This window comes from Sphingopyxis sp. J-6, assembly GCF_046603995.1.
GTDB lineage: Bacteria > Pseudomonadota > Alphaproteobacteria > Sphingomonadales > Sphingomonadaceae > Sphingopyxis.
In genome coordinates, this window is the sequence record NZ_CP145810.1 from 3,296,219 (window position 1) to 3,319,926 (window position 23,708).

Here is a 23,708-nt window from a genome sequence, read left to right on the forward strand (position 1 = left end):
ATTGGTTCAATCGATCATCGATCCTTGTTTCATTTCCTCAAATTGCAGACCGCGGGACAGCCCGGGCCGCCCTCCGGCGACCCGGCGGCGCATTACAGCGCCGAGCCCCCGAGCTTGTAGGTCAGCTGCAGAAAGACGCTGCGGCCGATGCTGTCGAACCAGCTCGTGTTGTAATAGGGGTAGCCCGACCACGTCGGATCCTTCACCGGGTTGGTGTCGAACAGGTTCCGGATCGTCAGCGAGCCGCGCATATGATCGGTGAAATCATATTGCAGCGTCGCGTTGAACAAATAGCTCGCCTTGATGAAGGCATCCTCGTCATAGTTCGGCAGCTTGCCGAGCCGGGTGCCCGAGAAGGTGAACTGCAACCCGTCGCTCGCCCAGGTGATGCTGCCGTTCGACTTGTCGCGCGGCAGGTAGAAGCCGCTGTCGAATGCCAGCTTGTTCTCGATCGGATCGCCCGGATATTGCTGGAAGCTGTGCTTGAACACATGGCTGTGCGCCAGCGACAGGGTGAAGTCGCCGATACCGGTCGGCAGCGTGCCGCGGAAGGCGACGTCGATCCCGCTCGTCTTTTCGCGCGCGATGTTGATCGGATTGACCCGGATCGAAGAAATCTGGCCGGCGAGCCCGCCGCTGGTGAAGCGGGTCACGCGGGCGATCGCATCCTGGCAGGTCGGCGAATTGGGATCGAGTTCGATATTGCCATCGGCGTCGGGACGGCACGCCGCCTCATCGCGGGCAATCTGGTCGATGCTGAGGTCGTCGACCTGATTGTCGAGCGACACGCGGAAATAATCGACCGAGAAATGGAGGCGGCTCGACGGCGAAAAGACGAACCCGGCGGTCAGCGTCTTGCCCGTTTCGGCCTTGAGATCGCGATTGCCCGTCCGGTTCACCACGATGCCGCTGCCCGAATAGCTGCAATCGCCGACCTCTTCCTCGGGCTCTTCGATCCCGCACAGATAATAATCGTCGACGCTGCTCTGGACGTTGCCCGGGCCGGTGAAGACATAATGGAGATCGGGCGCGCGGAATGCCGTGCCATAGGCCGCGCGGAACAACATGCTGCTGGTCGGACGCACCTCCAGCCCGCCATTATAGGTGAACTTGCCGACGTTGCGTCCGCCAAAACCGAAGCGGTCATAGCGCCCGGCGGCCGACAGCGTGACGAAGTCGAGGACGGGAACGCGAAGCTCGCCGCCGATGGCGGCATGGCTGCGCTTGCCTCTGCCGTCGCTGTCCTTCCAGCTATAATAATAATCGGTCAGCGCCAACGGGTCGGGGCGCAGGTTGTAACCCTGCTTGCCATATTCGGCGACCATCGCGAAGCCGACGGGTCCGGCGGGAAGCTGGAACAATTCGCCGTTGGTCAGCGTCGCCTGGAGGTTGTTCGTCCAACTGTACGGGCGATAGACGGTATCGGCCGAAATGCTGTCATATTCCGCCGGGGTCAGCGCCCGGTAAAAATAGACGTCGGGATCGCGGTTATAGATCGGATAGCCGCTGTCCTCGTCGATCCCGAGCTGGGGGCCGAGGAAGAAGTCCTGCGCCTTCTGGTTGATGATCTGCGGCCAGCGCACCACCGACTGATAGCGGCTGTAATTGAACGACAGTTCATAGTTCCAGGCGTTGCCGAAATTGCCGCGGACGCCGGGGGTGATGCTGTAGGTCGTCTGCTTGATGCGCTGCATCTCGAAGCCGCCGGTTTCCTCCGGCGCGAACTGGCGCGACCAATCATCGATCGTCCCGTCGAACGCATTGTAGAAGCTGTTGTCCGAACTCGACGATGAATTTTCGAATGCCCAGCTCGTCACGTCGTACATCAGGCGGACCTTGCTGATCCCGAACTGGAAATCGGTGAACAGCTTGGCGTTGTCCGACAGCTCGTAAGACATGCTGCCAAAGCTGTTGAAGCCCTTGCGCCCCGAAACGATCGTCCCATAGGCGATCGACGATTTGCTGCCGCAATAATAGCCTGGACCGTAATCGTCGATGACCGGATCATAGTCGCCGTAACGCGGCCGCGAAGTATAGATGGTCGAACCGCGGTTCAGGTGGGACAGCCGCGCGCAGGTATCGGCGCCCGGATCGATATAACTGTCGTTCTCGATGCTGTAGCGAAGGAAGGTGCGCCGCGCGATCGTGCTGACCGGATTATCGTCGGTGCTGTCCTGGATGCTGCGGTCATAAGCCCAGAGCGGGCGCTGATCGAGATATTCGATGCCGCCGACGATATTGAAACGCCCCGAAGACCAGCCGCCGGTGGCGGTGAAGCGATGCGACATGCCGCCGCCATGCTGGGTGCGCCCGTGGCGATAGTCGAGCGTGATGCCGTCGAGTTTTTCCTTCATCTTGAAGTTGACGACGCCGGCGATCGCGTCGGAGCCATAGATCGCCGACCCGGCACCGCTCAAAATCTCGACCTTGTCGATCAGGCTGACCGGGATGTTCGAGATGTCGGTGAAGTTGCTGCGGCCGATATAGGGCAGCGGGAAATCGGCGATGCGGCGGCCGTTGACCAGCACCAGCGTGTGGTTGGGGCCGAGTCCGCGCAGGTCGACCTGCTGCGCGCCGGGCGTGAAGTCCGCGCTGCTGCCCGATTGCGGGCTCTGCGTCTCGCCGCTGTTCTGCGTCATCGCCGCGAGCAGTTCGGGGACGCTGGTATAGCCGTTGGCGCGGATCGTGTCGGAATCGATCGTCGTGACCGGCGACGGGCCCTGGTCGCGGATCGTCGGGATGCGCGAACCGGTGACGATGATCTCATCGTTCCCGCCCTCGCTCGCGGGATCCTGCGCCCAGGCGGGCGTGGCCAGCGCCGGCAGGCAGACGCCCAGCCCCAACAGGATTCGAAGCGACCGCGCACCCAGAGCTTGCATCAAATTACCCCTTTATGTCCCCCGGCGCGACTCAAGGCGCGCCCGCGCCCATTTGACGCATTTTCGTTTCACCAGAAAGCCCCGATAATTTCAATCAATATGACGATTTACGGAATCATATTGTCATTATCTGCGCTTATTATGTAACATCGTGCCATCGCATCGGCGCATCGGGGGAGAATTTTGGATGTTGGCTATGATCGTGCGCGGGCTGCTCCTGCCGCTGCTGGCGGCGCTGGGTCTCGCACTCGCCCCGGCGGCGGCAAAGGAAGCAAAGCCGAAACCGTACGAACATTATGTGTTCGGCAAACTGAACACGCCGACCCCGGGCCCGGTGTCGGGCGGGCTGCTCCTGATGGGCGGCGGCGACCGCAATATCGATTCGATGAAATGGTTCTTCGGCAAAGCCGGGAACGGCCATATCGTCGTGATCAGCGCTTCCTATGGAAAGGAGATCGGCGAGGAATTCTTCGACGAGGTCGGCGGCATCCAGTCGGCTGAAATCTTTGTCTTTCACGACCGGTCGCAATCGACGAACCGGAAGATTCTCGACCGGCTGCGCAAGGCCGACGGCATTTTCATCGCGGGCGGCGACCAGTCGCGCTACGTCCGTTACTGGCGCGGCACCCCGGTCGCCGAGATCCTCGACGCGCATGTCGCGGCGGGCAAGCCGCTCGCGGGGACGAGCGCGGGCCTCGCGATGCAGGGCGAGAAGCTTTACGGCGCGATGGACGACGGCAGCATCAAAAGCCCCGAGGCGCTCGCCGACCCCCTCGGCCCCGCCAACACGATCGAGGGCGATTTCGTCCATTTTGCGCTGCTCAAGGGCATCGTCACCGACACCCATTTCAAGGAACGCGACCGCCTCGGCCGCCTCTTCGCCTTTCTTGCCAAGGCGCAGGTCGGGCGCCCCGCCGACCAGCCTGCGATGATCGGCCTCGGGGTCGACGAAAGCGCCGCGCTCGCGGTCGAACCCGACGGCAGCGGACGTATCTATGCGACCGCGCCCGACGGCTATGCCTGGGTAGTCGACGGATCGACGCTGCGCGGCGTCACCGGCCGCGGCCCCCTCGACACCCCACGCGTCAAGGTCGTCGGCGTCGGGCCCGGATCGGTCGTCCATCTCCCGTCGGGCCGCGTCGACAATCCGGTCTTCGAGCGCCACTATGCCGCGCGCGCGGGCGAGATCGTCGAGGTGCCGCGCTGGTCGCTGGCGATCCACGGCGGCGCCGGGGTGATCGAGCGCAAGACCCTCTCGCCCGAAAAGGAACAGGCTTACCGCGCCGGTCTCGACGCCGCGCTGCGCGCCGGCGCGGCAGTGCTCGACAAGGGCGGCGCGGCACTGGATGCGGTCGCGGCGGCGGTCCGCCTGCTCGAGGACAACCCGCTGTTCAACGCCGGGCGCGGCGCGGTCTTCACCGCCGAGGGCAGGAACGAGCTCGACGCCGCGATCATGGACGGCAAGACACTGAAGGCCGGCGCGGTCGCCGGCGTCACCCGCACGCGCCACCCGATCGACCTTGCGCGTGCCGTCATGGACAAAAGCCCGCACGTCATGCTCGCCCGCGACGGCGCCGACCGCTTTTCGGTCGAACAGGGCCTCGAACAGGCCGACCCCGCCTGGTTCCGTACCGAGGAACGCTGGCAGCAGTTGCTCGCCTGGCGCGCAAAACAGCAGGCCGCGGTCGATCCCACCCATTTGTTCGGCACCGTCGGCGCCGTCGCGCTCGACGCCGAGGGCAATCTCGCCGCCGCCACGTCGACCGGCGGCATGACCGGCAAGCGCTGGGGGCGGATCGGCGATTCGCCGATCATCGGCGCCGGCACCTATGCGAAGAACGGCCAGTGCGCGGTGTCGGCGACCGGGTCGGGCGAATATTTCATCCGCGAAAGCGCCGCACGGCAGGTCTGCGACCGCGTCGCATGGAAAGGCGAAAGCCTGAAGGATGCGGCCGACCACACAATCATGGCGGTCGGCACGATCGGCGGCGACGGCGGGCTGATCGCGATGGGCCCCGACGGGCGCCCGGCCTTCGCAATCAACGACCTCGGCATGTATCGCGGCCAGATCACCGCCGCGGGAACGCCCGCGACGGCGATCTTCGCCGACGAGAAGCTGGCCGACTGATGCCGAACGGCGGCGTCACACTCGACGAGGTCGACGAGCGGCTGCTGACCCTGCTCCGCGACGACGCCCGCCAGACGATCGCGCAACTCGCCAAGGAACTCGGCCTGTCGCGCGGCGCGATCTATTCGCGCCTCGCGCGGCTGGAGGAGGAACAGGTCGTCGCCGGCTATACGGTGCGGCTCGGCCGCGCCTTTTCGGCAAGCCGGATGCGCGCGCATATGATGATCAAGACGCTGCCACGCTATCACCGCGAGGTCGAACAGGCGCTCGCGGCGATCCCGCTGGTACAGGCGATCCACGCGATCAGCGGCGAATATGATATCATCGCGATGCTCGAGGCCGAGGACAGCACCCAGCTCAACGAGCTGATCGACGAGATCGGCCTGCTCGACGGGGTCGAACGCACGACCACCTCGGTCATATTGGTGACCAAGGTCGAACGTTAGCGTCGGGAGGCTCGCGTTGGCGGGAACCGGCACCCCCGGCCGCCCGTTATGATCGCAGGAGGGAATATCCATGCTTCGACGCCCGCAATCTTTCCCGCTGAAATATGTGTTGCCCGCACTCGCCACCGGACTGGCGGCCGGGGCCGGGATATTCGCCTTCTGGCGCCGCCGCCGCGATGACGAGGCGCCGCAACACGCCGCCGCCTTTTCCGCTGACGAGACCGATCCCGAAAATTTCGCCCAGACCCGGTCGGCAGGCCCGGCCGCGATGCGCGATCCCGCACGGCGGCGCTGGGACGAAGTCGATCAGGCAAGCGACGAATCCTTTCCCGCGAGCGATCCGCCTGCCTATTGAGGCCGCACGAGCGTAACGACGGCGGGGAACGGACATGGGAATCTTGCTGGGGCTGATCGCGGCAATCGGCCTGTTGCCGTTGGCGATCGCCGTCTTGCGGCTGCCCGCCGGGGCCGGCGCGAAATCCGCCGACAGGCGCGGCCTCGCCGCCTCGACGCTGCTTTGCGCGCTCGCTTTCAGCCTGACCTTCTTCGTTCAGGAGGTCGGGCTCGTCGTGCCGAAGGCGCTGGTGCCGGGGCTCGACCCCATTCTCTACCACAATGACCATGACTGGCGCGGCGACGCGCCGGTGGCCGAATTGCTGCAGGGCGGCGGCGCAATCGCCACCTTGCTGAGCGGCCTCGCCTTCCTGTGGCTGGCCGGGCGGATCGGAACGGATCGCCCGGCATGGCGGCTCTTCGCTTTCTGGATGGCGTTCCAGGGATTGTTCCAGGCGCTCAGCCAGGCCGCGGTCGGCAGCCTGATCGCCGGAAACGACGTCGGGCGCGCGCTGACCTATATCGGCATCGGTCCGCTGGTCCGCCTTGCGCTGCTTCCGCTCGCGGTCATCGGCCTGTTTGCCGCCGGCCGCGCGCTGGCGCGGCGCTATCCGCTCGCGACGGGCCGGCCGGATCGAGCGACCGCCCTCGCCCTGCTCGCGACGCTGGCACTCGCCACGCTTCTCACCATCCCGTTTCGCATCCCGCGCGAGCCGGTCGAGGTCGTACTGATCCCGCTCGTCGTCCACATCTTCGGCCTCGGCTGGCTGACGCTCGGACTGGCGACGACCACCGCGGCCCAACCACCGCCCGGCACAGCCGGGCTGGCCATCCCCGCCGCCGCGCTCGCTGCCATGCTTGCCTTCTTCCAGCTCGTGCTGCGTCCCGGCGTCGCTTTCTAGGCGGCGGTCGCCAGTTCGCCGCGCGCCTGCCGGAAGACGTCGAGGCTGCCCCAGATCGCCAGCCCCGCCATGATCGCCGCGACGACGAGATCGGGCCAGCCCTGCCCCGTCCCGAATACGCCGAGCGCCGCCGCCATCACCGCGACATTGCCGATCGCGTCGTTGCGCGAGCAGATCCACACCGACCGCATGTTGGCGTCGCCGGTGCGGTAGCGATAGAGCATCAGCGCGACCGCGACATTGGCGGTGAGCGCCAGCGCGCCGATGATCCCCATCGTCTCGGCGTGCGGCGCACTCCCGCTCACAAAGCCCCAGATCGCCGAACCGAACACCCAGAGGCCGAACGCCAGCATCGTCACCGCTTTCAGCAACGCCGCTCGCGCCCGCCACGCAAGCGCCATGCCCGCGACGCCGAGGCTGATGGCATAATTGGCGCTGTCGCCGAGGAAATCGAGCGCATCGGCCTGCAGCGCGCGCGAGTCCGCCGCAACCCCGGCGACGATCTCGACTCCGAACATCGCGGCGTTGATGATCAGCGCGATCCACAGCACGCGCCGCCACTTCGGATCGTTGAGCGCGGTCTTGCCGCTTTTCCCTGCACAGCATTGATCGGCCATCGCCGAATTCTCCTGTTATCTTCGAGTCGGCACCCTATATGGACCCTGTAGCAACTACAGGGTCAAGCGATGAAAATCGGCGAACTGTCGCGTGCCACCGGCACCAACATCGAAACCATCCGCTATTATGAGCGGATCGGCCTGCTCCCGGCGCCCGATCGCACCGCAGCCAATTACAGAAGCTATGGGGGCACGCATCGGGCGCGGCTGTCGTTCGTCCGCCATTCGCGCGACCTCGGTTTCACGATCGAGGAAATCCGCTCGCTGCTCGACCTCTCCGACCACCCCGAGCGCGATTGCGGCGAAGCCGACCGGATCGCCAGCCTGCATCTGGCGCAGGTCGAGGAAAAGATCGCCCAGCTTGCGCTGCTCCGCGACGAACTGACGCGCATCGTCGGCCGCTGCCGCGGCGGCGTCGCCGCCGACTGCCGGGTGATCGAAGCTTTGGGCGATCATGGCCAATGCGAGAGAGAGCATTGAACCGAGCAGGTTCGGTTCATTTGCCCTTGCTGGTCGGGCCCGCCCTCATGCGAATTTGAATGTGGCCGGCATCAGTCCTGCGCAGTTCGAAAGCACCAGTCTTTTCCACGAGATCGCTCAGTTTCGCTTGCCCATAGGAGCGCGGGTCGAAATCAGACGCCAGCGTCGCCAATCGATTGCCGACGGGACCGAGGGGCACCCAACCTCCGTCGTCATCCAACTGCGATATGGCTTTGCGAATGAGCGGGATAGCAGCACTTGGAGGCTGCTTGGCAGTGGCAGGTCGCGAATCTACGCGCTCCGGCTCGTCGGGCGCCGGCGCTTCCGGCAGCAGGTTTTCGGTGTATGTGAAGCGCCTGCAAGCCTGCCGAAAACTTTCCGGGGTCTTCTGTTCACCGAAACCATAAACGTCGATCCCCTGCTCGCGAATGCGAGCAGCCAAGGCAGTAAAGTCGCTGTCGGACGAGACCAGGCAAAAACCATCGAAGCGTCCGGTGTGCAAAAGGTCCATGGCGTCGATAACGAGCGCGATATCGGAGGCGTTCTTGCCGGTGGTGTAAGCGAAACTCTGCTGAGCCCGAATAGCATGAGTCGCGAGTATATCGGCCCATGCCTTCAGCCGTGGTCCGGAAAAGTCGCCGTAAATGCGGCGAACACTTGCCTCGCCGATCTTGGCGATTTCCTCGAACAGACGGGTCGCGATGCGCGAGGACGCATTGTCGGCGTCGATCAGTACAGCGAGACGCGGCGCGCGAGGGTCAGCGGACATTCGCGGACTATATCGTGCCGACATTAAGTTTGCATGCGCTTTGCAAAGAGCATGCGACCGCCGGTCGTGCAGAAAAACAATCGCAGATTTCGGGAAAGGTGGGACGATTCTGTTGCCCGGCTCGTCCCCAGCCGCTGGTATCCGATTCTGTTGCCCGGTTCGGTCCGAACCGCGTTCTATTTGTCTAACCTTAGGCCGTGAGGCTTATCGGTTAGGCAGCAAGAGCGAGTGCTTCGTTATCGTTAGCACTTATCGTTTTGAGCCTTGAACGGGTTACTCAGCCCGGGCAAAAATATCGTCTTTGAACACACGTCGATCCTGGTTCGGCCCCCTCAGAAGCCCGTGTCCCCATCAAGAAACGCGGGTTTGTGGTGGAGCCGCCGGGTACTGCCCCCGGGTCCGCTGTGTCTATTCCACGACACCATTTATCACCATAGCCGGCCGAAACCGACACGACTGATATAGGAAGCCCGCCCGCGCTTGGAAAGAGCGGGCGGGCATTTTGTCGTGGATATAAAACTACTTCTTTTTCAGTTCGTCGCGGATTTCCGTAAGCAGGTCGACTTCGGTCGGCCCGGCGGGCGCGTCGGGCGCCTTGCGGACGACCTTGTTCACCGTCTTCACCAGAAGGAAGATGATCCACGCGAGGATCAGGAAGTTGATCACCGCGGTAATGAAGGCGCCATAGCCGACCATCGCGACGCCCGCTTTCTTGAGCGCCGCATAATCGGTCGCCGCCACGCCGTCGGGCACGCTGCCGAGCAGGATGAACTGGCTCGAAAAATCGACTCCGCCGAAGATCCAGCCGACAACCGGCATGATCAGATCCTCGGTCAGCGAGCCGGTGATCGTCGCAAAGGCGCCGCCGATGATGACACCGACCGCAAGGTCGATGACATTGCCGCGCGCAATGAATTCCCTGAATTCTCCCAACATCTTGCTTGCTCCCCGATGGTTGGTGGTCCGCACCGAAACTGCCGTGCGGATTGCACAAAGGCAAGCGCCATCCTATTATGTGTATTGTTGCGGCAAAACGCCGCGCGAGGGAGCATTGATGACCATGACCTATCGTTCCGCCCGCTGGCTGATTGTCCCGGTTGCCGCACTGTCGCTGTCCGCGTGCGGCATCAACAGCGTTCCCACCAAGGAAGAAGCCGCCAAGGCGAAGTGGGCGAATGTCGAAGCCGCCTATCAGCGCCGCGCCGATCTGATCCCCAACCTCGTCGAAACCGCCAAGGGCGCCGCCAAGATCGAGCAGTCGACGCTGGAAGGCGTGATCCAGGCCCGCGCCTCGGCGACGCAGGTCAAGCTCAGCACCGACGACCTCGAAGATCCTGCCAAGGTTCAGGCCTTCCAGCAGGCGCAGGGCAATGTGTCGAGCGCCCTCGGCCGCCTGCTCGTCACCGTCGAACAATATCCCGACCTCAAGAGCCAGGCGCGCTTCGCCGACCTGATGACGCAGCTCGAAGGCACCGAGAACCGGATCAATGTGTCGGTGCAGGACTATAACGGCGCGGTGCAGGATTATAACACGACGATCCGCACCTTCCCCGACATCATCGGTGCCAAGATCGTCCATGGCGCTAAGCCGATGACGCCATACCGGGCGGTGACGCCGAACGCCAATGTCGCGCCGAAGGTCGATTTCGGGCAATAGAGATGCGGCTATCCGTCCTTGCCATTCCACTCGCGACCATGCTGGTCGCGGGGGGATGCAAGGAAACGCCGAAGACAGTTGTCGCTAAAGAATCCGGCTCTTGCGATGGCGTACCAGAGATTTCCTTTGACCCAGCTATCGCCGATCCGGCGAAGCTGCTCGATTCCGGTAACTACGAAACGGTGTTAGCGGCGCAAACACGGGTCCTTCTAGCTCATGAGGGTCATCAGCTGCCCGTAATAATCTTGCCTAGCCTGAATCGTCAGGACATCGCGATCGTGAGCGATTGCCTCGGCAATCGCTGGGAGAGAGAAGGAAAAATCGATGGAGACGACCTTCTCATCCTTCTCGCGCCCAAGGAACGCCGCGTGCGCATTGCCACCGGCAATAAATCGAGAGCCGATTTGCCTGACGCCGAAGCGGCGAAGATTATCGAGAAGATGACGAAGATTTTCGCCGATAGCCGTTATTCGAGCAACCGGTATGGCCATGGCATCGCGACAGGTATCAGAGCGATTCAAAATCATATGGACGGACGGCAATGATCAAACTCATCTTGCCCGCTTCTTTGATGCTGATGTCGCTAATGGCGGCGCCAGCCAGCGCGCAGACCTTTCCGAAGCTGGCGGGCAACCCCGTCGTCGATCAGGCCGACATCATCCCCGCGGCCGAAGAAGCCGCGCTTAATACGCAGCTTCTCGATCTGGAGAAAACGACCGGCCACCAACTCGTCGTCGCCACGGTCAGCGATCTCGAAGGCAATGACATTGCCGATTACGGCTACAAGCTTGGCCGGGCTTGGGGCATCGGCGACGAGGCGAAGGATGACGGCGTCGTTTTCCTGATCGCGCCGAACGAGCGCCGGATGAACATCTCGGTCGGTCTGGGGCTCGAACCCGTGCTCACCGACGCTTTGTCGGGACGGATTATCCGCGACGTCGTGACGCCGAAATTCAAGGCGAATGATTATCCCGGCGGCATCCAGGACGGCGTCAACGCGATCGCGCAGCAGATTCAGTTACCGCCCGAGGAAGCCGCGGCGCGCGCACAGGCGGCGGCGACGGAGGAGCGCGACCGCGCCGACGACGGCGATATCGGCGGGCTGATCTTCATCGGCTTCATCGTCTTTTTCTTCTTCATCCTGCCGATCCTCTCCAGTCTCGGGCGGCGCGGCAAGAAGCATCGCAAGAACCGCCCGTGGGGCGGCGCGCCGATCATCATCTGGGGCGGCGACGACGATGACTGGGGATCGGGCGGCGGATCGTCCTGGGGCGGCGGCGGTTCGAGCTGGGGCGGCGGCGGCGGAAGTTTCGGAGGCTTCTCGGGCGGCGGCGGCAGCTTCGGCGGCGGCGGCGCGTCGGGCGGCTGGTAAGGGAGCAGGGCCATGAAAGTCAGCCATGTCAGCGAAGCCGACCATGATCTCGTCACCGTCGCGGTCGCTGCCGCCGAGGCGAATACCAGCGGCGAAATCGTCACGGTCGTCGCGGCGCAATCGAATGACTATGACGATGTCGCGCTCGTCTGGGCGAGCGTCATTGCCTTTCTCGCCATGTCGGTGATCGCGCTGTTCCCCGAATTTTACCAGGGCCTCTATTATCGCCTCACCGGCGGCTGGGGGCACGAACTCACCGCCAATGAATGGCTTGGCACGGTGATCGCGGTCGGCGTGCTCAAATGGATCGGCATGTGGCTGATATTGCTGTGGCGGCCGCTCCGGCTGGCGCTGACGCCGCGCGTGATCAAGGCCGGACGCGTCCGCGCCCGCGCGGTCGACCTGTTCAAGGTCGGCACCGAGGCGAAAACCTTGGGCCGCACCGGCGTGCTCCTCTACCTCAGCCTCAAGGAACATCGCGCCGACATCGTCGCCGACGAGGCGATCGCGACCAAGGTGGCGCCCGAAGTCTGGGGCGACGCGATGGCGGCGCTGATCGACCAGGTTCGTGCCGGGCGTCCGGGCGCCGGCATGGCCGCGGCGGTGACGCAGATGGGTGTCGTGCTCGCCGAACATTTCCCCAAGGGCGACGAAAACCCCAATGAGCTGCCCGACCGGCTGATCGAAATCTAAAAAAGGACATTCCATGGCTCGCCCCGCCCCCGACGCGCCCATCGAGACCCGGTGGGAGGGAAAATTCGTCACCGTCAAACAGCAGGGGACGTGGGAATATGTCTCGCGCTCGCGCGGGATACATGCCGCGGTGATCCTTGCGATCGACGAGGCCGCGGACGGCCGCCACGTCATCCTCGTCGAGCAATATCGCGTGCCGATGGGCAGGAACTGCATCGAACTTCCCGCCGGCCTCGTCGGCGACGACACCGCCGACGAAGCGGCCGAAATCGCCGCCGAACGCGAGTTGGAGGAAGAAACCGGCTATCGCGCCGCCAACTGGCGCACCGTCGGCGAGTTTTTCAGTTCGCCCGGGATGGTGAGCGAAAGCTTCACCCTGCTCGTTGCGAAAGAGCTGACCAAAGTCGGCGAAGGCGGCGGCGTCGACAGCGAGGACATCGTCGTCCACCGCGTGCCGCTGGCCGGGATCGAGGATTTCGTCGCGGCAAAGCGCGCCGAAGGCTGCGGTATCGACGTACGCGTCGCGATGCTGCTGGCGGGTGGACTGCTCGCCGAATAACCCAGGTTCGAGCGGAAGCTACCGCCCCCCGAACCGCCACCGGAGCAAAGGCCGCGCGAGCAGCAGGCCGGCGAGAAAGCCGCCGACATGCGCCCAGATCGCGATGTTGCCGAAACCGCCGCCGCCCGCGATGCCGATCAGAAGCTGCAGCCCGATCCACGCCGCCGCCAGCCATAACGCGCGGACCCAATGGCCAGGGATCGGCCCGATCGCCTGCGTCCGCGAGCGGCTGAAGATCAGGGCATAGACCGCGATCAGCGCCGAGATCGCGCCGCTCGCGCCGACGACGACCGTGGTCGACGCGGGGTCCGCGAGCCACTGCGCCAGCGATCCCGCATAGGCGCCGGCGATCAGTAGCACCGCCATCGGCGCCGAACCGAGCGGCGCTTCGAGCTGGCGGCCGAGGAACAGCAGCACCATCATGTTGAAGGCAAGGTGCAGCACCCCGCCGTGCAGGAAGGCCGAACTCAGCGGCGTCAGGAAAAAGGGCAGCATCGTGCCCGGCGGGGCGATCAGTTCGGCGCCGAAGCGCGCCGGAATGAAGCCCGCGCCGATAAACGCCTGCTGCTCATAGCCGGTGATCGACAGGACGATGAACAGCAGGGTGCAGGCGATCGCGAAGCCCGTGACCACGGGCGCGTGCTGCGGGTTCATCGCGCTGCGTCCACCACTCAAACGAATTCGATCTTGGTCACCAGATAATATTTGTCGCCCGCAGGCACGGTGACTTCGATCTCGTCGTCGACGCGGCGGCCGATCAGCGCCCGGCCGAGCGGCGAATTATAGCTGATCTTGCCGTCCTTGGCGTCGGCCTCGGCCTGGCCGACGATCTGGTAGCGGACAGGCTTGTCGTCCTCGTCGGCGAGGGTGACGGTCGCGCCGAACACGATGCGGTCGCCCGACAGCGTCGTCGGGTCGATCACCTGCGCGCGCGACAGCCGGTCCTCGATATCGCCGATCGTCGCTTCGACCTGGCCCTGGCGTTCCTTGGCGGCGTGATATTCGGCATTTTCCGAAAGGTCGCCATGCGCGCGCGCTTCCTCGATCGCATCGACGATCAAGGGTCGCTCGGCTTTGAGCGCCGAGAGCTGCGCGCTCAGCTTCTCATAACCTTCCGCCAGCATCGGCACCTTTTCAACGCTTGCCATTATCCTGTTGTCCTTCGTCAATAATCCGCCGCCAGCGAAACTTCGCCGGGGCGGCCGAGCCGCTTTTCCGTCAATGTCGGGGGTGGGAGCGGTCCTTCAATAATAGTCCTGAAGCGGCTTTACTTCAAGAGAGCGCGCACGAAGCGCCCCGATCGCCTGCGTCGATGCATCGCTTGCCGCCGCCGTCGTATAATAGGCGACATCGGCCGCGAGCGCCGAGGCGCGGATCGATTGCGAGTCCTGCAGCGACTGCCATCCTTCGGTGGTGTTGAAGATCAACTGGACGTCGCCGTCCTTGATCCGGTCAACGATATGCGGCCGCCCTTCGGCAACCTTGTTGACGCGCTCGACCGCAACGCCCTCGCCCGCGAGATAATCGGCGGTGCCGCCGGTCGCGACGACCTGCCAGCCCCAGCCGGCAAGGCGGCGGACGGCATCGATGATGCGCGGCTTGTCGCTGTCCTTCACCGACACGAAAACGCGTCCCGTCGTCGGCAGCCGGTCGCCGGCGCCGAGCTGCGCCTTGGCAAAGGCAAGGTTGAAATCGCTGTCGATTCCCATGACTTCGCCGGTGGACTTCATCTCGGGCGACAGCACCGGGTCGGTGCCGGGGAAGCGCGCAAACGGGAAGACGGCTTCCTTGACCGCGACATGTTTGATGTCGCGGTTGATCTTCGGCAGGTCGGCCAGCTTCTCGCCCGCCATCACCCGCGCCGCGATCTTGGCGATCGGCGACCCGACGGCCTTGGCGACAAAGGGCACGGTGCGGCTGGCGCGCGGGTTGACCTCGATCAGGTAAACCTCGTCGTCCTTGACCGCGAACTGGATGTTCATCAGCCCGCGGACCTCGAGCGCGCGGGCAAGCGCATCGGCCTGCCGCTCGATCTCGGCGACGATCGCCGGCGACAGGCTGTACGGCGGGATCGAGCAGGCGCTGTCGCCCGAATGGACGCCCGCTTCCTCGATATGCTGGAGCACGCCCGCGACGACGACATCGGTCCCGTCGCACAGCGCATCGACGTCGACCTCGATCGCATCGCGCAGATAGCGATCGATCAGCACCGGCGAGTCGCCCGACACCTGCACCGCGGTCTCGATATAATTTTCGAGCTGCGCCTGATCGTCGACGATTTCCATCGCGCGGCCGCCGAGCACGTAGCTCGGGCGCGTCAGCACCGGGTAACCGATGCGTGCCGCAACCGCGACGGCTTCCTCGCGGCTGCGCGCGATGCCATTCTCGGGCTGCTTGAGGCCGAGCTTGTTGACGAGCGCCGCGAAACGCTCGCGGTCTTCGGCAAGATCGATCGCGTCGGGCGAGGTGCCGAGGATCGGGATGCCCGCCTCGGCCAGCGCTTGCGCCAGCTTGAGCGGCGTCTGGCCGCCGAACTGGACGATCACGCCCACCAGCTCGCCCCGCGACATTTCGACGTGCAGGATTTCGAGCACGTCTTCGGCGGTCAGCGGCTCGAAATAGAGGCGGTCCGACGTGTCATAGTCGGTGCTCACCGTCTCCGGGTTGCAGTTGATCATGATCGTTTCATAACCCGCCTCTTCCAATGCGAAGCAGGCATGGCAGCAGCAATAGTCGAACTCGATCCCCTGCCCGATCCGGTTCGGACCACCGCCGAGGATAACGACCTTCCTGCGGTCGCTCGGGTTCGCCTCATTCTCGGGCTCGCCGAAGGTCGGCGCTTCGTAGGTCGAATAAAGATAGGGCGTCTGCGCCTGGAACTCGGCCGCGCAGGTATCGATCATCTTGAACACCGGCCGCACGCCGAGCTTGTGGCGCAGCGCGCGCACTTCGGCCTCTGTCACGCCCCCGGTCATCGCCTTGACCGCCTCGTGGATCAGCCCGCTGCCGCGCGCGGTTGCCTGCTTCGACCCGGGGCGGAGATTCGCCGACTGGAGCGCCAGATAGGCAAGGCGTTTGTCCGAAAAGCCCATCGCTTTCAGCTTGCGCAGCCCTTCGGCATCGCGCGGCAGGCCGTTTTCGCAGACGTCCTGTTCGGCCGCGACGATCTCGGCGATGCGTTCGAGGAACCACATATCATAACCCGCAACGCGGTTGATCTCGGCGAGCGGCAGGCCCTCGCGGATCGCCTGCGCGGTGTTGAGCAGCCGGTCGGGGGTACGCTGCGCCAGTTCGTTGCGGAGCTGGTCGTGCGTCGCGCCCTTGAGGCGGTCGACGAAGTTGAAGCCCGAAAGCCCGGTTTCGAGTCCGCGCAGCGCCTTCTGCAGGCTCTCGTGGATCGTCCGGCCGATCGCCATCACCTCACCGACCGACTTCATCGCGGTCGACAGCGTTGCCTCGGCACCCTTGAACTTCTCGAAGGCAAAGCGCGGGATCTTGGTGACGACATAGTCGATGGTCGGCTCGAACGATGCCGGGGTGACCCCGGTGATGTCGTTCATGATCTCGTCGAGCGTGTAGCCGACCGCGAGCTTGGCCGCGACCTTGGCGATCGGGAAGCCCGTCGCCTTCGACGCGAGCGCCGACGAGCGCGACACGCGCGGGTTCATCTCGATCACGATCAGGCGGCCGTCCTTCGGATTGACCGCGAACTGGACGTTCGACCCGCCCGTTTCGACCCCGATCTCGCGCAGCACCGCGATGCTCGCGTTGCGCATGATCTGATATTCCTTGTCGGTCAGCGTCAGCGCTGGCGCGACGGTGATGCTGTCGCCGGTGTGCACGCCCATCGGATCGACATTCTCGATCGAGCAGATGATGATGCAATTGTCCTTGCGGTCGCGCACCACCTCCATCTCATATTCTTTCCAGCCGAGGAGCGATTCCTCGATCAGGACTTCGGTGGTCGGCGAGGCGATCAGGCCGCCGCGGACGATATGCTCGAACTCCTCGCGGTTATAGGCGATGCCGCCGCCGGTACCGCCGAGCGTGAACGACGGGCGGATGATCGAGGGCAACCCGGTGCGTTCGAGCACCGCAAACGCCTCGTCGAGCGTGTGCGCGACGCCGCTGCGCGCGCTTTCGAGGCCGATCTTGTCCATCGCGTCGCGGAACTTCTGCCGGTCCTCGGCCTTGTCGATCGCCTCGGCGTCGGCGCCGATCATCTCGACGCCGTACTTGGTCAGCGTGCCGTCGTTGAACAGCGCCAGCGCGGTGTTGAGCGCGGTCTGCCCGCCCATCGTCGGCAGCACCGCATCGGGGCGCTCCTTTTCGATGATCTTGGCGACGATCTCGGGCGTGATCGGCTCCACGTACGTCGCGTCGGCGAGGTCGGGATCGGTCATGATCGTCGCCGGATTGGAATTGACGAGGACGATGCGATAGCCCTCCTCCTTCAACGCCTTGATCGCCTGCGTCCCCGAATAGTCGAACTCGCACGCCTGACCGATAACGATCGGGCCGGCGCCGATGACGAGGATGGATTGGATGTCGGTTCTTTTGGGCATTATTTTTTCTTCGATCCGGAGGGTTTCGCGTGAAGCCGATCGGGTAGAGTTTCGACCGCTTTGGCTATACAGGCACGGCGCTTCGCCGCAGTGTTTTCAGGCACAATGATCTCAAATTGCGCACCATCGTGGAGGATAACGACCTCACCGCCAGAATATGGCCGGAAATCGATCTCGACCTCACATTTTGCTGCGTCCTCCCGAAGCAACTGTTGTGACGACACGCATGCTGGCGTTCTCGTCGAACACGTCAGGACGAGTGGCTCCGTCAGCAACAATAGCGTTGCAAATATCACTTCAACCCACCCACAAACTTCTCGAACAGATAGAAACTATCCTGCGGCCCCGGACTCGCCTCGGGGTGGTACTGCACGCTGAACGCATTCTTGCCCGTGATCGCGATGCCACAGTTCGATCCGTCGAACAGGCTCTTGTGCGTTTCGACCACACCCTTCGGCAGCGTCGCCGCATCCACCGCGAAGCCGTGGTTCATGCTGGTGATTTCGACGACGCCGTCGCCCTCGTCGCCGCCGACGCGCTGCACCGGGTGGTTCGCGCCGCGGTGGCCCTGATGCATCTTCACCGTCTTCGCGCCCGCCGCGATGCCGAGCAGTTGGTGGCCGAGGCAGATGCCGAAGATCGGCACATTGCGTTCGAGCAGCCCCTTGATCACCGGCACCGCATATTCGCCCGTCGCCGCGGGGTCGCCGGGTCCGTTCGACAGGAAGACGCCCGCGGGGCGCAGCGCAACGATCTCGTCGAGGCTCGTCTTCGCGGGCACCACCGTCACCCGCGCGCCCGCCTTGACGAGGTTGCGGAAGATATTGTCCTTCGCGCCATAATCGACCGCGACGACATGCGGCGCGGCATCGCCGGCGCGCTTGTGGTCCGATCCTTCATAGCCCGATCCCAGATGCCAGACGCCGGCGTCCCAGCTTCCCTGCCGCTCGCGCGTCACCGTCTTGGCGAGGTCCATGCCCTCCAGCCCCGGCCAGCCCTGCGCGAGGAGCAGCAGGCGGTCGAGGTCGAACTTGCCGTCGGGGCTGTGCGCGACGACGCCGGTCGGGGCACCCCCATCGCGGATGCGGCGAGTCAGCGCGCGCGTGTCGATGCCAGCCAGCCCGATCAGGCCCTGCGCCTTCATCCATTCGGGCAGCGTCTGGACGCTGCGGAAATTGCTGGGCAGCGTCGGCAGTTCGCGCGTGACGCACCCGATCGCGGCGCGCTTTTCGCGCTCCATATCCTCGGGGTTCGCGCCGACATTGCCGATGTGCGGAAAGGTGAAGGTGATGATCTGCCCGGCATAGCTCGGGTCGGTCAGGATTTCCTGATAGCCGGTCATCGACGTGTTGAAACAAATCTCGCCCACACCAGCGCCCGCCGCGCCATAGCCGACGCCCCACAGGACGGTGCCGTCGGCAAGGACGAGGACGCCGGTCGCGCCCTCGGGCTGGCTTGCGGGCGCCACTTTAGGCGCCACAGGGGGGTTGGCAGGTGCCATTCAACATGCTCCGGACGGGGGGCTAAACGGCCGACCAACTAGGCGGCAAAAAAGTGATTCACAAGCTATCGGATTAGGAAACTTCTCGCTAGAGAGGGCCTTTCCGAAATTTGCAGCGCACGAGGACACGCATGATTCGCGATGACATCAAGGCTGCGCAGGTTGCCGCGATGAAGAGCGGCGACAAGGCGCGTCTGGGCACGATCCGGCTGATGCTGGCGAAGATCAAGGACAAGGACATCGAACTGCGGACCGGCACCGCGCCGGCCGACGACGATGTGCTGGTCACCGACGTGCTGCAGAAAATGGTCAAGCAGCGCCGCGAATCGATCGCCATGTACGAACAGGGCGGCCGCCAGGAACTCGCCGACATCGAAGCGGCCGAGGTTGTGGTGATCGAGGACTTCCTGCCCGCGCAGCTTTCGGACGACGAAGCGACCGCGGCGATCAAGGGCATCGTCGACGAACTCGGCGCGACCAGCCTCAAGGACATGGGCAAGGTGATGGCCGCGGTGAAGGACCGGCTCGGCAGCCAGCTCGACATGAGCAAGGCGTCGGGCTGGGTGAAGGCGGCGCTGAGCTGACCACTCGCCCCTCCCGCTTGCGGGAGGGGTCGGGGGTGGGCATATCCACATTATGACTCTCACCCCGCAATGGCTGGACGAACTCCGCTCACGCATCACGCTGTCGACCCTCATCGGGCGCACGGTGAAGGTCACCCGCGCCGGCCGCGAATACAAGGCCTGCTGCCCCTTCCATAACGAGAAGACGCCCAGCTTCACGATCAACGACGAAAAAGGCTTCTATCACTGCTTCGGTTGCTCGGCGCATGGCGACGCGATCCGCTGGATGACCGATCAGCGCGGCCTGTCGTTCATGGACGCGGTCAAGGAACTTGCCGCCGAGGCCGGGATGGAAGTTCCCGCCGCCGATCCGCGCGCCGCGAAGAAGGCCGAGGAGCAGGCGAGCCTACGCGACGTCACCCAAGCCGCAGCCGACTGGTTCACCCAGCAACTCGGCAGCAGCAACGGGGCACCCGCGCGCGAGTACCTCGCCAAGCGCGGCATTTCGGACGCGACGCGCAAGGCCTTCGGCTTCGGCCTCGCGCCCGACAGCCGCAGCGCCCTCAAGGAAGCGCTCAAGAAATTCCCGACCGCGATGCTCGTCGAGGCGGGCATGCTGATCGCGGTCGACGACAAGGAGCCTTACGATCGCTTCCGCGGCCGGTTGATGATCCCGATCCGCGACGCGCGCGGGCGGGTGATCGCCTTCGGGGGGCGCATCCTCGGCGATGGCGAGCCCAAATATCTGAACTCGCCCGACACCCCGCTCTTCGACAAGGGGCGCACGCTCTATAATCTCGACAAGGCCTCGCCCGCGTCGCGCCAGACGAACCGGATCGTCGTCGTCGAAGGCTATATGGACGTCATTGCTCTCGCCGAGGCGGGGATCGCCGATGCGGTCGCGCCACTCGGCACCGCGCTGACCGAGAACCAGCTCGGCATGATCTGGCGCATGGTGCCGGTACCGGTGCTCTGCTTCGACGGCGACAGCGCGGGTCAGAAAGCCGCGATGCGCGCCGCGATGCGCGCGCTTCCTTTGCTCCGGCCCGGTTTCAGCCTCGCCTTCGCGACACTGCCCGCAGGGCAGGATCCCGACGACCTCGTCCGCGCGCGCGGTGCGGCGGGCTTCGCCGAAATCCTCGAGGACGCGCAGCCGCTCGTCGAACGCCTCTGGGCGCACGAAGTCGCCGCCGGCCCGCTTGCCACCCCCGAGGAACGCGCCGCCTTGAAAACGCGCCTGCTCGCCCACGCCGACGCGATCGAGGATGCGGACGTCCGTCACCATTACCGCGAGGCGTTTCGCGAGCGGCTCGATGCGCTGTTTGCGCGGCGGCGGCCCGAGCGTGCCCCGCGCGTCCCCTGGGCGCCGTCGGCACCGCGCGGGGCGGGACGCCGCTTCGCCCCCGATCCGCGCCTGCAACATCCCGCCGACGAGACGCGTTCCATCGGACAGGCGGGGATTGCGGCACCGCTCGTCGCCGCGCTCATCGGCGGATTGCTGCGCTATCCCGAAGCGCTGCGCCGCAACGAGGAGGCGCTGACGCGGCTCGCGGTTCCCGATTCCGCCGACGCCGAATTGCTCGGCGCGATGCTTGACATCGTAATCGGTCAGGAAGGGCTTGATTGCGAGGGGTTGCTTGCCATATTGGAGCCAATGAAAGTGTATAATAGGGCGACGACATTGCTCAGAGCCGACGGAATACACTTCTCGTTCAATCGCAGGCTTGAAGGCGACAAGGCTGATGCAATGCGGGAAACCGCATTGCGCGACCTTGATGAATATATCGGCGTGCTGGTCACCCAGCCTGAAATCCGCACCCGGCTTGCCGAGGCCACCGCGGATTACATGCGCTCGATGGACGAAGAAGGCCATGCGCGACAGCAAAGGTTGCGCGCGATGGATGAAGATTTGAACCGAAGGCTGGCTGCGCTGTCCGACAGCAGCCAGAACTGACCGACTTATTGCCCCTTAGGCAGGAACAAATATGGCCACCAAGAACACCGAAGCCGACACCGACGCCCCGCTGATCGACCTCAACGAGGCCGATGTCAAAAAGCTGATCGCGCGCGGTAAGAAGCGCGGTTACCTGACCTATGACGAATTGAATGCGGCGCTGCCGCAGGACGAGATGTCGTCCGAGCAGATCGAGGACATCATGTCGGCGATCTCCGACATGGGCATCAACATCGTCGAGAGCGACGAGGATGTTCAGGAAGAAGCCGATCAGGAAGCCGACGACGAGGTCGACGTCAGCGCCGGCACCGGATCGCTGTCGAACCCCGCGGTCGAAAAGAAGAAGGAAACGGTCGATCGCACCGACGATCCCGTTCGCATGTACCTGCGCGAAATGGGCGCGGTCGAGCTGCTGTCCCGCGAAGGCGAAATCGCGATCGCCAAGCGCATCGAGGCCGGCCGCGACACGATGATCCTCGGCCTCTGCGAAAGCCCGCTGACCTTCAACGCGATCATCGAATGGTCGAACGCGCTCAACAACGGCGACATGCAGCTCCGCGAAATCGTCGATCTCGAAGCGATGCTGTCCAAGGACCCCGCGCCCGAAAACCTCGATGAGGAAGGCGGCGAGGACGACGGCGAGATCAGCGAGAAGAACGCCGGCGTCTCGTTCAAGGACGAGGACGAGGTCGAGGAAGAGCCCGCGGCCGACGGCGACGACGAGGACGGCGAAGGCTCGTCGGGCAAGCGCGAGAGCTTCGAGGAGGACGAGGAAGACAACACCCTCAGCCTCGCAGCGATGGAAGAGCTGCTGAAGCCCGATGCGCTCGAAAAGTTCGCGAACATCACCAAGAGCTTCAAGGCGTTCCAGAAACTGCAGGAAGCCCGCCTTGAATCGCTGTCGGGCGGCGAGGAATTTCCGTCGGCGTCGGAAAAGAAATATCACAAGCTGCGCGAGGAACTCACCGCGCAGGTCGAAAGCGTGCAGTTCCACGGCACCAAGATCGAATATCTCGTCGACCAGCTCTACAGCTATAACCGCCGCCTGACCGCCCTCGGCGGCCAGATGCTGCGCCTCGCCGAGCGCCACAAGGTGCCGCGCAAGTCGTTCCTTGACAATTATGTCGGGCGCGAGCTCGAGGAAAACTGGCTCGATCAGGTCTCCGGTCTCGACAAGAAATGGGCCGCCTTCGCCGAGAACGAAGCCGGCGCGGTCGACCGCATCCGCATCGAAATCAGCGAGATCGCTCAGGCCGCCGGCATGAGCCTGACCGAATTCCGCCGCGTCGTGAACATGGTCCAGAAGGGCGAGCGCGAAGCGCGTATCGCCAAGAAGGAAATGGTCGAGGCGAACCTGCGCCTCGTGATCTCGATCGCCAAGAAATATACGAACCGCGGCCTGCAGTTCCTCGACCTCATTCAGGAAGGCAATATCGGCCTGATGAAGGCGGTCGACAAGTTCGAGTATCGCCGCGGCTACAAGTTCAGCACCTATGCGACCTGGTGGATCCGGCAGGCGATCACCCGCTCGATCGCCGACCAGGCGCGCACGATCCGCATCCCGGTCCATATGATCGAGACAATCAACAAGCTGGTCCGTTGCAGCCGCCAGTTCCTCCACGAAAGCGGTCGCGAGCCGACGCCGGAGGAAATGGCCGAGCGCCTGTCGATGCCGCTCGAAAAGGTCCGCAAGGTGATGAAGATCGCCAAGGAGCCGATCAGCCTCGAAACGCCGATCGGCGATGAGGAAGACAGCCACCTCGGCGATTTCATCGAGGACAAGAATGCGGTCATCCCGGTCGACGCCGCGGTGCAGTCGAACCTCAAGGAAACCGTCACCCGCGTGCTGGCATCGCTCACGCCGCGCGAGGAACGCGTGCTGCGCATGCGTTTCGGCATCGGCATGAACACCGACCACACGCTCGAAGAGGTCGGCCAGCAGTTCAGCGTGACCCGCGAACGTATCCGCCAGATCGAGGCCAAGGCGCTCCGCAAGCTGAAGCACCCGTCGCGCAGCCGCAAGATGCGCAGCTTCCTCGACCAGTAAGCTTCGGCAAGCTTCCGGACACCAGACACCCCGCCCTCACCGGCGGGGTGTTTCATTTTGCACTTTCGATCAAAGCCTTGATCGAATGGTGCACTGCACAATTTTTTACGCTCGTCCTCTTTAAATCTTCACATTTGGGCCCCAGATGCCGGCCGTCATCGCGATGCCGAGCGCTTCAACGACAAGAAAGCGCACGCCATCGGATGGCAATCATTCCCGCATAATGGGAATCGGTTCGCACTC

At 64.2% G+C, this 23,708-nt stretch carries 21 protein-coding genes and 1 other RNA gene; 13 read left to right on the forward strand and 9 right to left on the reverse strand.

The genetic code is table 11. From position 1 onward, the window contains the following. Window positions 1-92: 92 nt before the first annotated feature. Window positions 93-2,879 (reverse strand): TonB-dependent receptor plug domain-containing protein, encoded by a 2,787-nt coding sequence (locus V6U71_RS15785; RefSeq protein ID WP_411339340.1) that lies wholly within the window; start codon window positions 2,877-2,879, stop codon window positions 93-95. Between the two features lie 187 nt (window positions 2,880-3,066). Here V6U71_RS15785 and V6U71_RS15790 point away from each other — a divergent pair, with 187 nt between their 5' ends. From V6U71_RS15790 to V6U71_RS15805, 4 genes are all read left to right on the forward strand, one after another. Continuing rightward, window positions 3,067-5,007, forward strand: a complete 1,941-nt coding sequence (locus tag V6U71_RS15790) for an isoaspartyl peptidase/L-asparaginase (RefSeq protein WP_411339341.1) — start codon at window positions 3,067-3,069, stop codon at window positions 5,005-5,007. Then, a complete protein-coding gene (locus V6U71_RS15795; protein ID WP_411339342.1) occupies window positions 5,007-5,453 on the forward strand; it encodes an Lrp/AsnC family transcriptional regulator in 447 nt (148 codons plus the stop codon). Before V6U71_RS15790 ends, V6U71_RS15795 begins: the two co-directional genes overlap by 1 nt. A gap of 70 nt (window positions 5,454-5,523) precedes the next feature. Further along, entirely contained in the window at window positions 5,524-5,808 is a 285-nt protein-coding gene (locus V6U71_RS15800; protein WP_411339343.1) for a hypothetical protein, read from the forward strand. Between the two features lie 34 nt (window positions 5,809-5,842). Beyond that, window positions 5,843-6,688, forward strand: coding sequence for a hypothetical protein (locus V6U71_RS15805; RefSeq protein WP_411339344.1), 846 nt, complete (start codon window positions 5,843-5,845; stop codon window positions 6,686-6,688). Here V6U71_RS15805 and V6U71_RS15810 read toward each other — a convergent pair. Continuing rightward, window positions 6,685-7,305 (reverse strand): cation transporter, encoded by a 621-nt coding sequence (locus V6U71_RS15810; protein ID WP_411339345.1) that lies wholly within the window; start codon window positions 7,303-7,305, stop codon window positions 6,685-6,687. The two genes, V6U71_RS15805 and V6U71_RS15810, sit on opposite strands and share 4 nt — an antisense overlap. Before the next feature lie 69 nt (window positions 7,306-7,374). On the opposite strand from V6U71_RS15810, the gene V6U71_RS15815 reads away from it, so the two are divergent. Beyond that, window positions 7,375-7,785 carry a MerR family transcriptional regulator gene (locus V6U71_RS15815; protein ID WP_411339346.1) on the forward strand — a complete coding sequence of 137 codons (411 nt, stop codon included), beginning with the start codon at window positions 7,375-7,377 and terminating at the stop codon, window positions 7,783-7,785. Between the two features lie 16 nt (window positions 7,786-7,801). Here V6U71_RS15815 and V6U71_RS15820 read toward each other — a convergent pair whose 3' ends face one another. From V6U71_RS15820 to mscL, 3 genes are all read right to left on the reverse strand, one after another. Then, window positions 7,802-8,554: an NYN domain-containing protein gene (locus tag V6U71_RS15820; protein WP_411339347.1), complete on the reverse strand. Its 753-nt coding sequence runs from the start codon at window positions 8,552-8,554 to the stop codon at window positions 7,802-7,804. A 136-nt stretch (window positions 8,555-8,690) separates the two neighbouring features. Then, window positions 8,691-9,045: a transfer-messenger RNA gene (gene ssrA / locus V6U71_RS15825) on the reverse strand. 28 nt (window positions 9,046-9,073) lie between these two features. Continuing rightward, entirely contained in the window at window positions 9,074-9,490 is a 417-nt protein-coding gene (gene mscL / locus V6U71_RS15830) for a large conductance mechanosensitive channel protein MscL (RefSeq protein WP_054730895.1), read from the reverse strand. A 118-nt stretch (window positions 9,491-9,608) separates the two neighbouring features. Between mscL and V6U71_RS15835 the strand changes: the two genes are divergently transcribed. From V6U71_RS15835 to V6U71_RS15855, 5 genes are read left to right on the forward strand one after another with little or no spacing between them, the layout of a single operon-like run. After that, entirely contained in the window at window positions 9,609-10,211 is a 603-nt protein-coding gene (locus V6U71_RS15835) for a LemA family protein (RefSeq protein ID WP_054730898.1), read from the forward strand. A gap of 38 nt (window positions 10,212-10,249) precedes the next feature. Beyond that, window positions 10,250-10,756: a TPM domain-containing protein gene (locus tag V6U71_RS15840; protein ID WP_411339348.1), complete on the forward strand. Its 507-nt coding sequence runs from the start codon at window positions 10,250-10,252 to the stop codon at window positions 10,754-10,756. A gap of 26 nt (window positions 10,757-10,782) precedes the next feature. Further along, window positions 10,783-11,583, forward strand: coding sequence for a TPM domain-containing protein (locus V6U71_RS15845; protein ID WP_411339349.1), 801 nt, complete (start codon window positions 10,783-10,785; stop codon window positions 11,581-11,583). Between the two features lie 12 nt (window positions 11,584-11,595). Beyond that, the gene (locus tag V6U71_RS15850) at window positions 11,596-12,276 is read left to right on the forward strand and encodes a TPM domain-containing protein (protein ID WP_411339350.1); all 681 of its coding nucleotides are present in this window, start codon (window positions 11,596-11,598) and stop codon (window positions 12,274-12,276) included. A 13-nt stretch (window positions 12,277-12,289) separates the two neighbouring features. Next, window positions 12,290-12,835 (forward strand): NUDIX hydrolase, encoded by a 546-nt coding sequence (locus tag V6U71_RS15855; RefSeq protein ID WP_411339351.1) that lies wholly within the window; start codon window positions 12,290-12,292, stop codon window positions 12,833-12,835. Window positions 12,836-12,853: 18 nt separating this feature from the next. Here the strand turns inward: V6U71_RS15855 and V6U71_RS15860 are convergent, their stop codons facing one another. From V6U71_RS15860 to carA, 4 genes are all read right to left on the reverse strand, one after another. Continuing rightward, a complete protein-coding gene (locus tag V6U71_RS15860; protein WP_411339352.1) occupies window positions 12,854-13,489 on the reverse strand; it encodes a rhomboid family intramembrane serine protease in 636 nt (211 codons plus the stop codon). 17 nt (window positions 13,490-13,506) lie between these two features. Continuing rightward, window positions 13,507-13,983, reverse strand: a complete 477-nt coding sequence (gene greA, locus V6U71_RS15865; protein WP_411339353.1) for a transcription elongation factor GreA — start codon at window positions 13,981-13,983, stop codon at window positions 13,507-13,509. A 96-nt stretch (window positions 13,984-14,079) separates the two neighbouring features. Further along, window positions 14,080-17,400, reverse strand: coding sequence for a carbamoyl-phosphate synthase large subunit (carB, locus tag V6U71_RS15870; protein WP_411339354.1), 3,321 nt, complete (start codon window positions 17,398-17,400; stop codon window positions 14,080-14,082). A 292-nt stretch (window positions 17,401-17,692) separates the two neighbouring features. Beyond that, window positions 17,693-18,901, reverse strand: a complete 1,209-nt coding sequence (gene carA, locus V6U71_RS15875; protein ID WP_411339355.1) for a glutamine-hydrolyzing carbamoyl-phosphate synthase small subunit — start codon at window positions 18,899-18,901, stop codon at window positions 17,693-17,695. Between the two features lie 131 nt (window positions 18,902-19,032). Here carA and V6U71_RS15880 point away from each other — a divergent pair, with 131 nt between their 5' ends. From V6U71_RS15880 to rpoD, 3 genes are read left to right on the forward strand one after another with little or no spacing between them, the layout of a single operon-like run. Beyond that, window positions 19,033-19,485, forward strand: coding sequence for a GatB/YqeY domain-containing protein (locus V6U71_RS15880; protein WP_411339356.1), 453 nt, complete (start codon window positions 19,033-19,035; stop codon window positions 19,483-19,485). Between the two features lie 52 nt (window positions 19,486-19,537). After that, on the forward strand, window positions 19,538-21,418 hold the full coding sequence (gene dnaG, locus V6U71_RS15885) for a DNA primase (RefSeq protein WP_411339357.1): 1,881 nt from the start codon (window positions 19,538-19,540) through the stop codon (window positions 21,416-21,418). 31 nt (window positions 21,419-21,449) lie between these two features. After that, the gene (gene rpoD, locus V6U71_RS15890; protein WP_054730923.1) at window positions 21,450-23,465 is read left to right on the forward strand and encodes an RNA polymerase sigma factor RpoD; all 2,016 of its coding nucleotides are present in this window, start codon (window positions 21,450-21,452) and stop codon (window positions 23,463-23,465) included. Window positions 23,466-23,708: the final 243 nt, after the last annotated feature.

What these genes read in the sequence shown, in the direction of transcription:
- V6U71_RS15785 (WP_411339340.1), bottom strand. Translation starts at nt 2,879, where the DNA reads ATGCAAGCTCTGGGTGCGCGGTCGCTTCGAATCCTGTTGGGGCTGGGC.
- V6U71_RS15790 (WP_411339341.1), top strand. Translation starts at nt 3,067, where the DNA reads ATGTTGGCTATGATCGTGCGCGGGCTGCTCCTGCCGCTGCTGGCGGCG.
- V6U71_RS15795 (WP_411339342.1), top strand. Translation starts at nt 5,007, where the DNA reads ATGCCGAACGGCGGCGTCACACTCGACGAGGTCGACGAGCGGCTGCTG.
- V6U71_RS15800 (WP_411339343.1), top strand. Translation starts at nt 5,524, where the DNA reads ATGCTTCGACGCCCGCAATCTTTCCCGCTGAAATATGTGTTGCCCGCA.
- V6U71_RS15805 (WP_411339344.1), top strand. Translation starts at nt 5,843, where the DNA reads ATGGGAATCTTGCTGGGGCTGATCGCGGCAATCGGCCTGTTGCCGTTG.
- V6U71_RS15810 (WP_411339345.1), bottom strand. Translation starts at nt 7,305, where the DNA reads ATGGCCGATCAATGCTGTGCAGGGAAAAGCGGCAAGACCGCGCTCAAC.
- V6U71_RS15815 (WP_411339346.1), top strand. Translation starts at nt 7,375, where the DNA reads ATGAAAATCGGCGAACTGTCGCGTGCCACCGGCACCAACATCGAAACC.
- V6U71_RS15820 (WP_411339347.1), bottom strand. Translation starts at nt 8,554, where the DNA reads ATGTCCGCTGACCCTCGCGCGCCGCGTCTCGCTGTACTGATCGACGCC.
- mscL (WP_054730895.1), bottom strand. Translation starts at nt 9,490, where the DNA reads ATGTTGGGAGAATTCAGGGAATTCATTGCGCGCGGCAATGTCATCGAC.
- V6U71_RS15835 (WP_054730898.1), top strand. Translation starts at nt 9,609, where the DNA reads ATGACCATGACCTATCGTTCCGCCCGCTGGCTGATTGTCCCGGTTGCC.
- V6U71_RS15840 (WP_411339348.1), top strand. Translation starts at nt 10,250, where the DNA reads ATGCTGGTCGCGGGGGGATGCAAGGAAACGCCGAAGACAGTTGTCGCT.
- V6U71_RS15845 (WP_411339349.1), top strand. Translation starts at nt 10,783, where the DNA reads ATGCTGATGTCGCTAATGGCGGCGCCAGCCAGCGCGCAGACCTTTCCG.
- V6U71_RS15850 (WP_411339350.1), top strand. Translation starts at nt 11,596, where the DNA reads ATGAAAGTCAGCCATGTCAGCGAAGCCGACCATGATCTCGTCACCGTC.
- V6U71_RS15855 (WP_411339351.1), top strand. Translation starts at nt 12,290, where the DNA reads ATGGCTCGCCCCGCCCCCGACGCGCCCATCGAGACCCGGTGGGAGGGA.
- V6U71_RS15860 (WP_411339352.1), bottom strand. Translation starts at nt 13,489, where the DNA reads ATGAACCCGCAGCACGCGCCCGTGGTCACGGGCTTCGCGATCGCCTGC.
- greA (WP_411339353.1), bottom strand. Translation starts at nt 13,983, where the DNA reads ATGGCAAGCGTTGAAAAGGTGCCGATGCTGGCGGAAGGTTATGAGAAG.
- carB (WP_411339354.1), bottom strand. Translation starts at nt 17,400, where the DNA reads ATGCCCAAAAGAACCGACATCCAATCCATCCTCGTCATCGGCGCCGGC.
- carA (WP_411339355.1), bottom strand. Translation starts at nt 18,901, where the DNA reads ATGGCACCTGCCAACCCCCCTGTGGCGCCTAAAGTGGCGCCCGCAAGC.
- V6U71_RS15880 (WP_411339356.1), top strand. Translation starts at nt 19,033, where the DNA reads ATGATTCGCGATGACATCAAGGCTGCGCAGGTTGCCGCGATGAAGAGC.
- dnaG (WP_411339357.1), top strand. Translation starts at nt 19,538, where the DNA reads ATGACTCTCACCCCGCAATGGCTGGACGAACTCCGCTCACGCATCACG.
- rpoD (WP_054730923.1), top strand. Translation starts at nt 21,450, where the DNA reads ATGGCCACCAAGAACACCGAAGCCGACACCGACGCCCCGCTGATCGAC.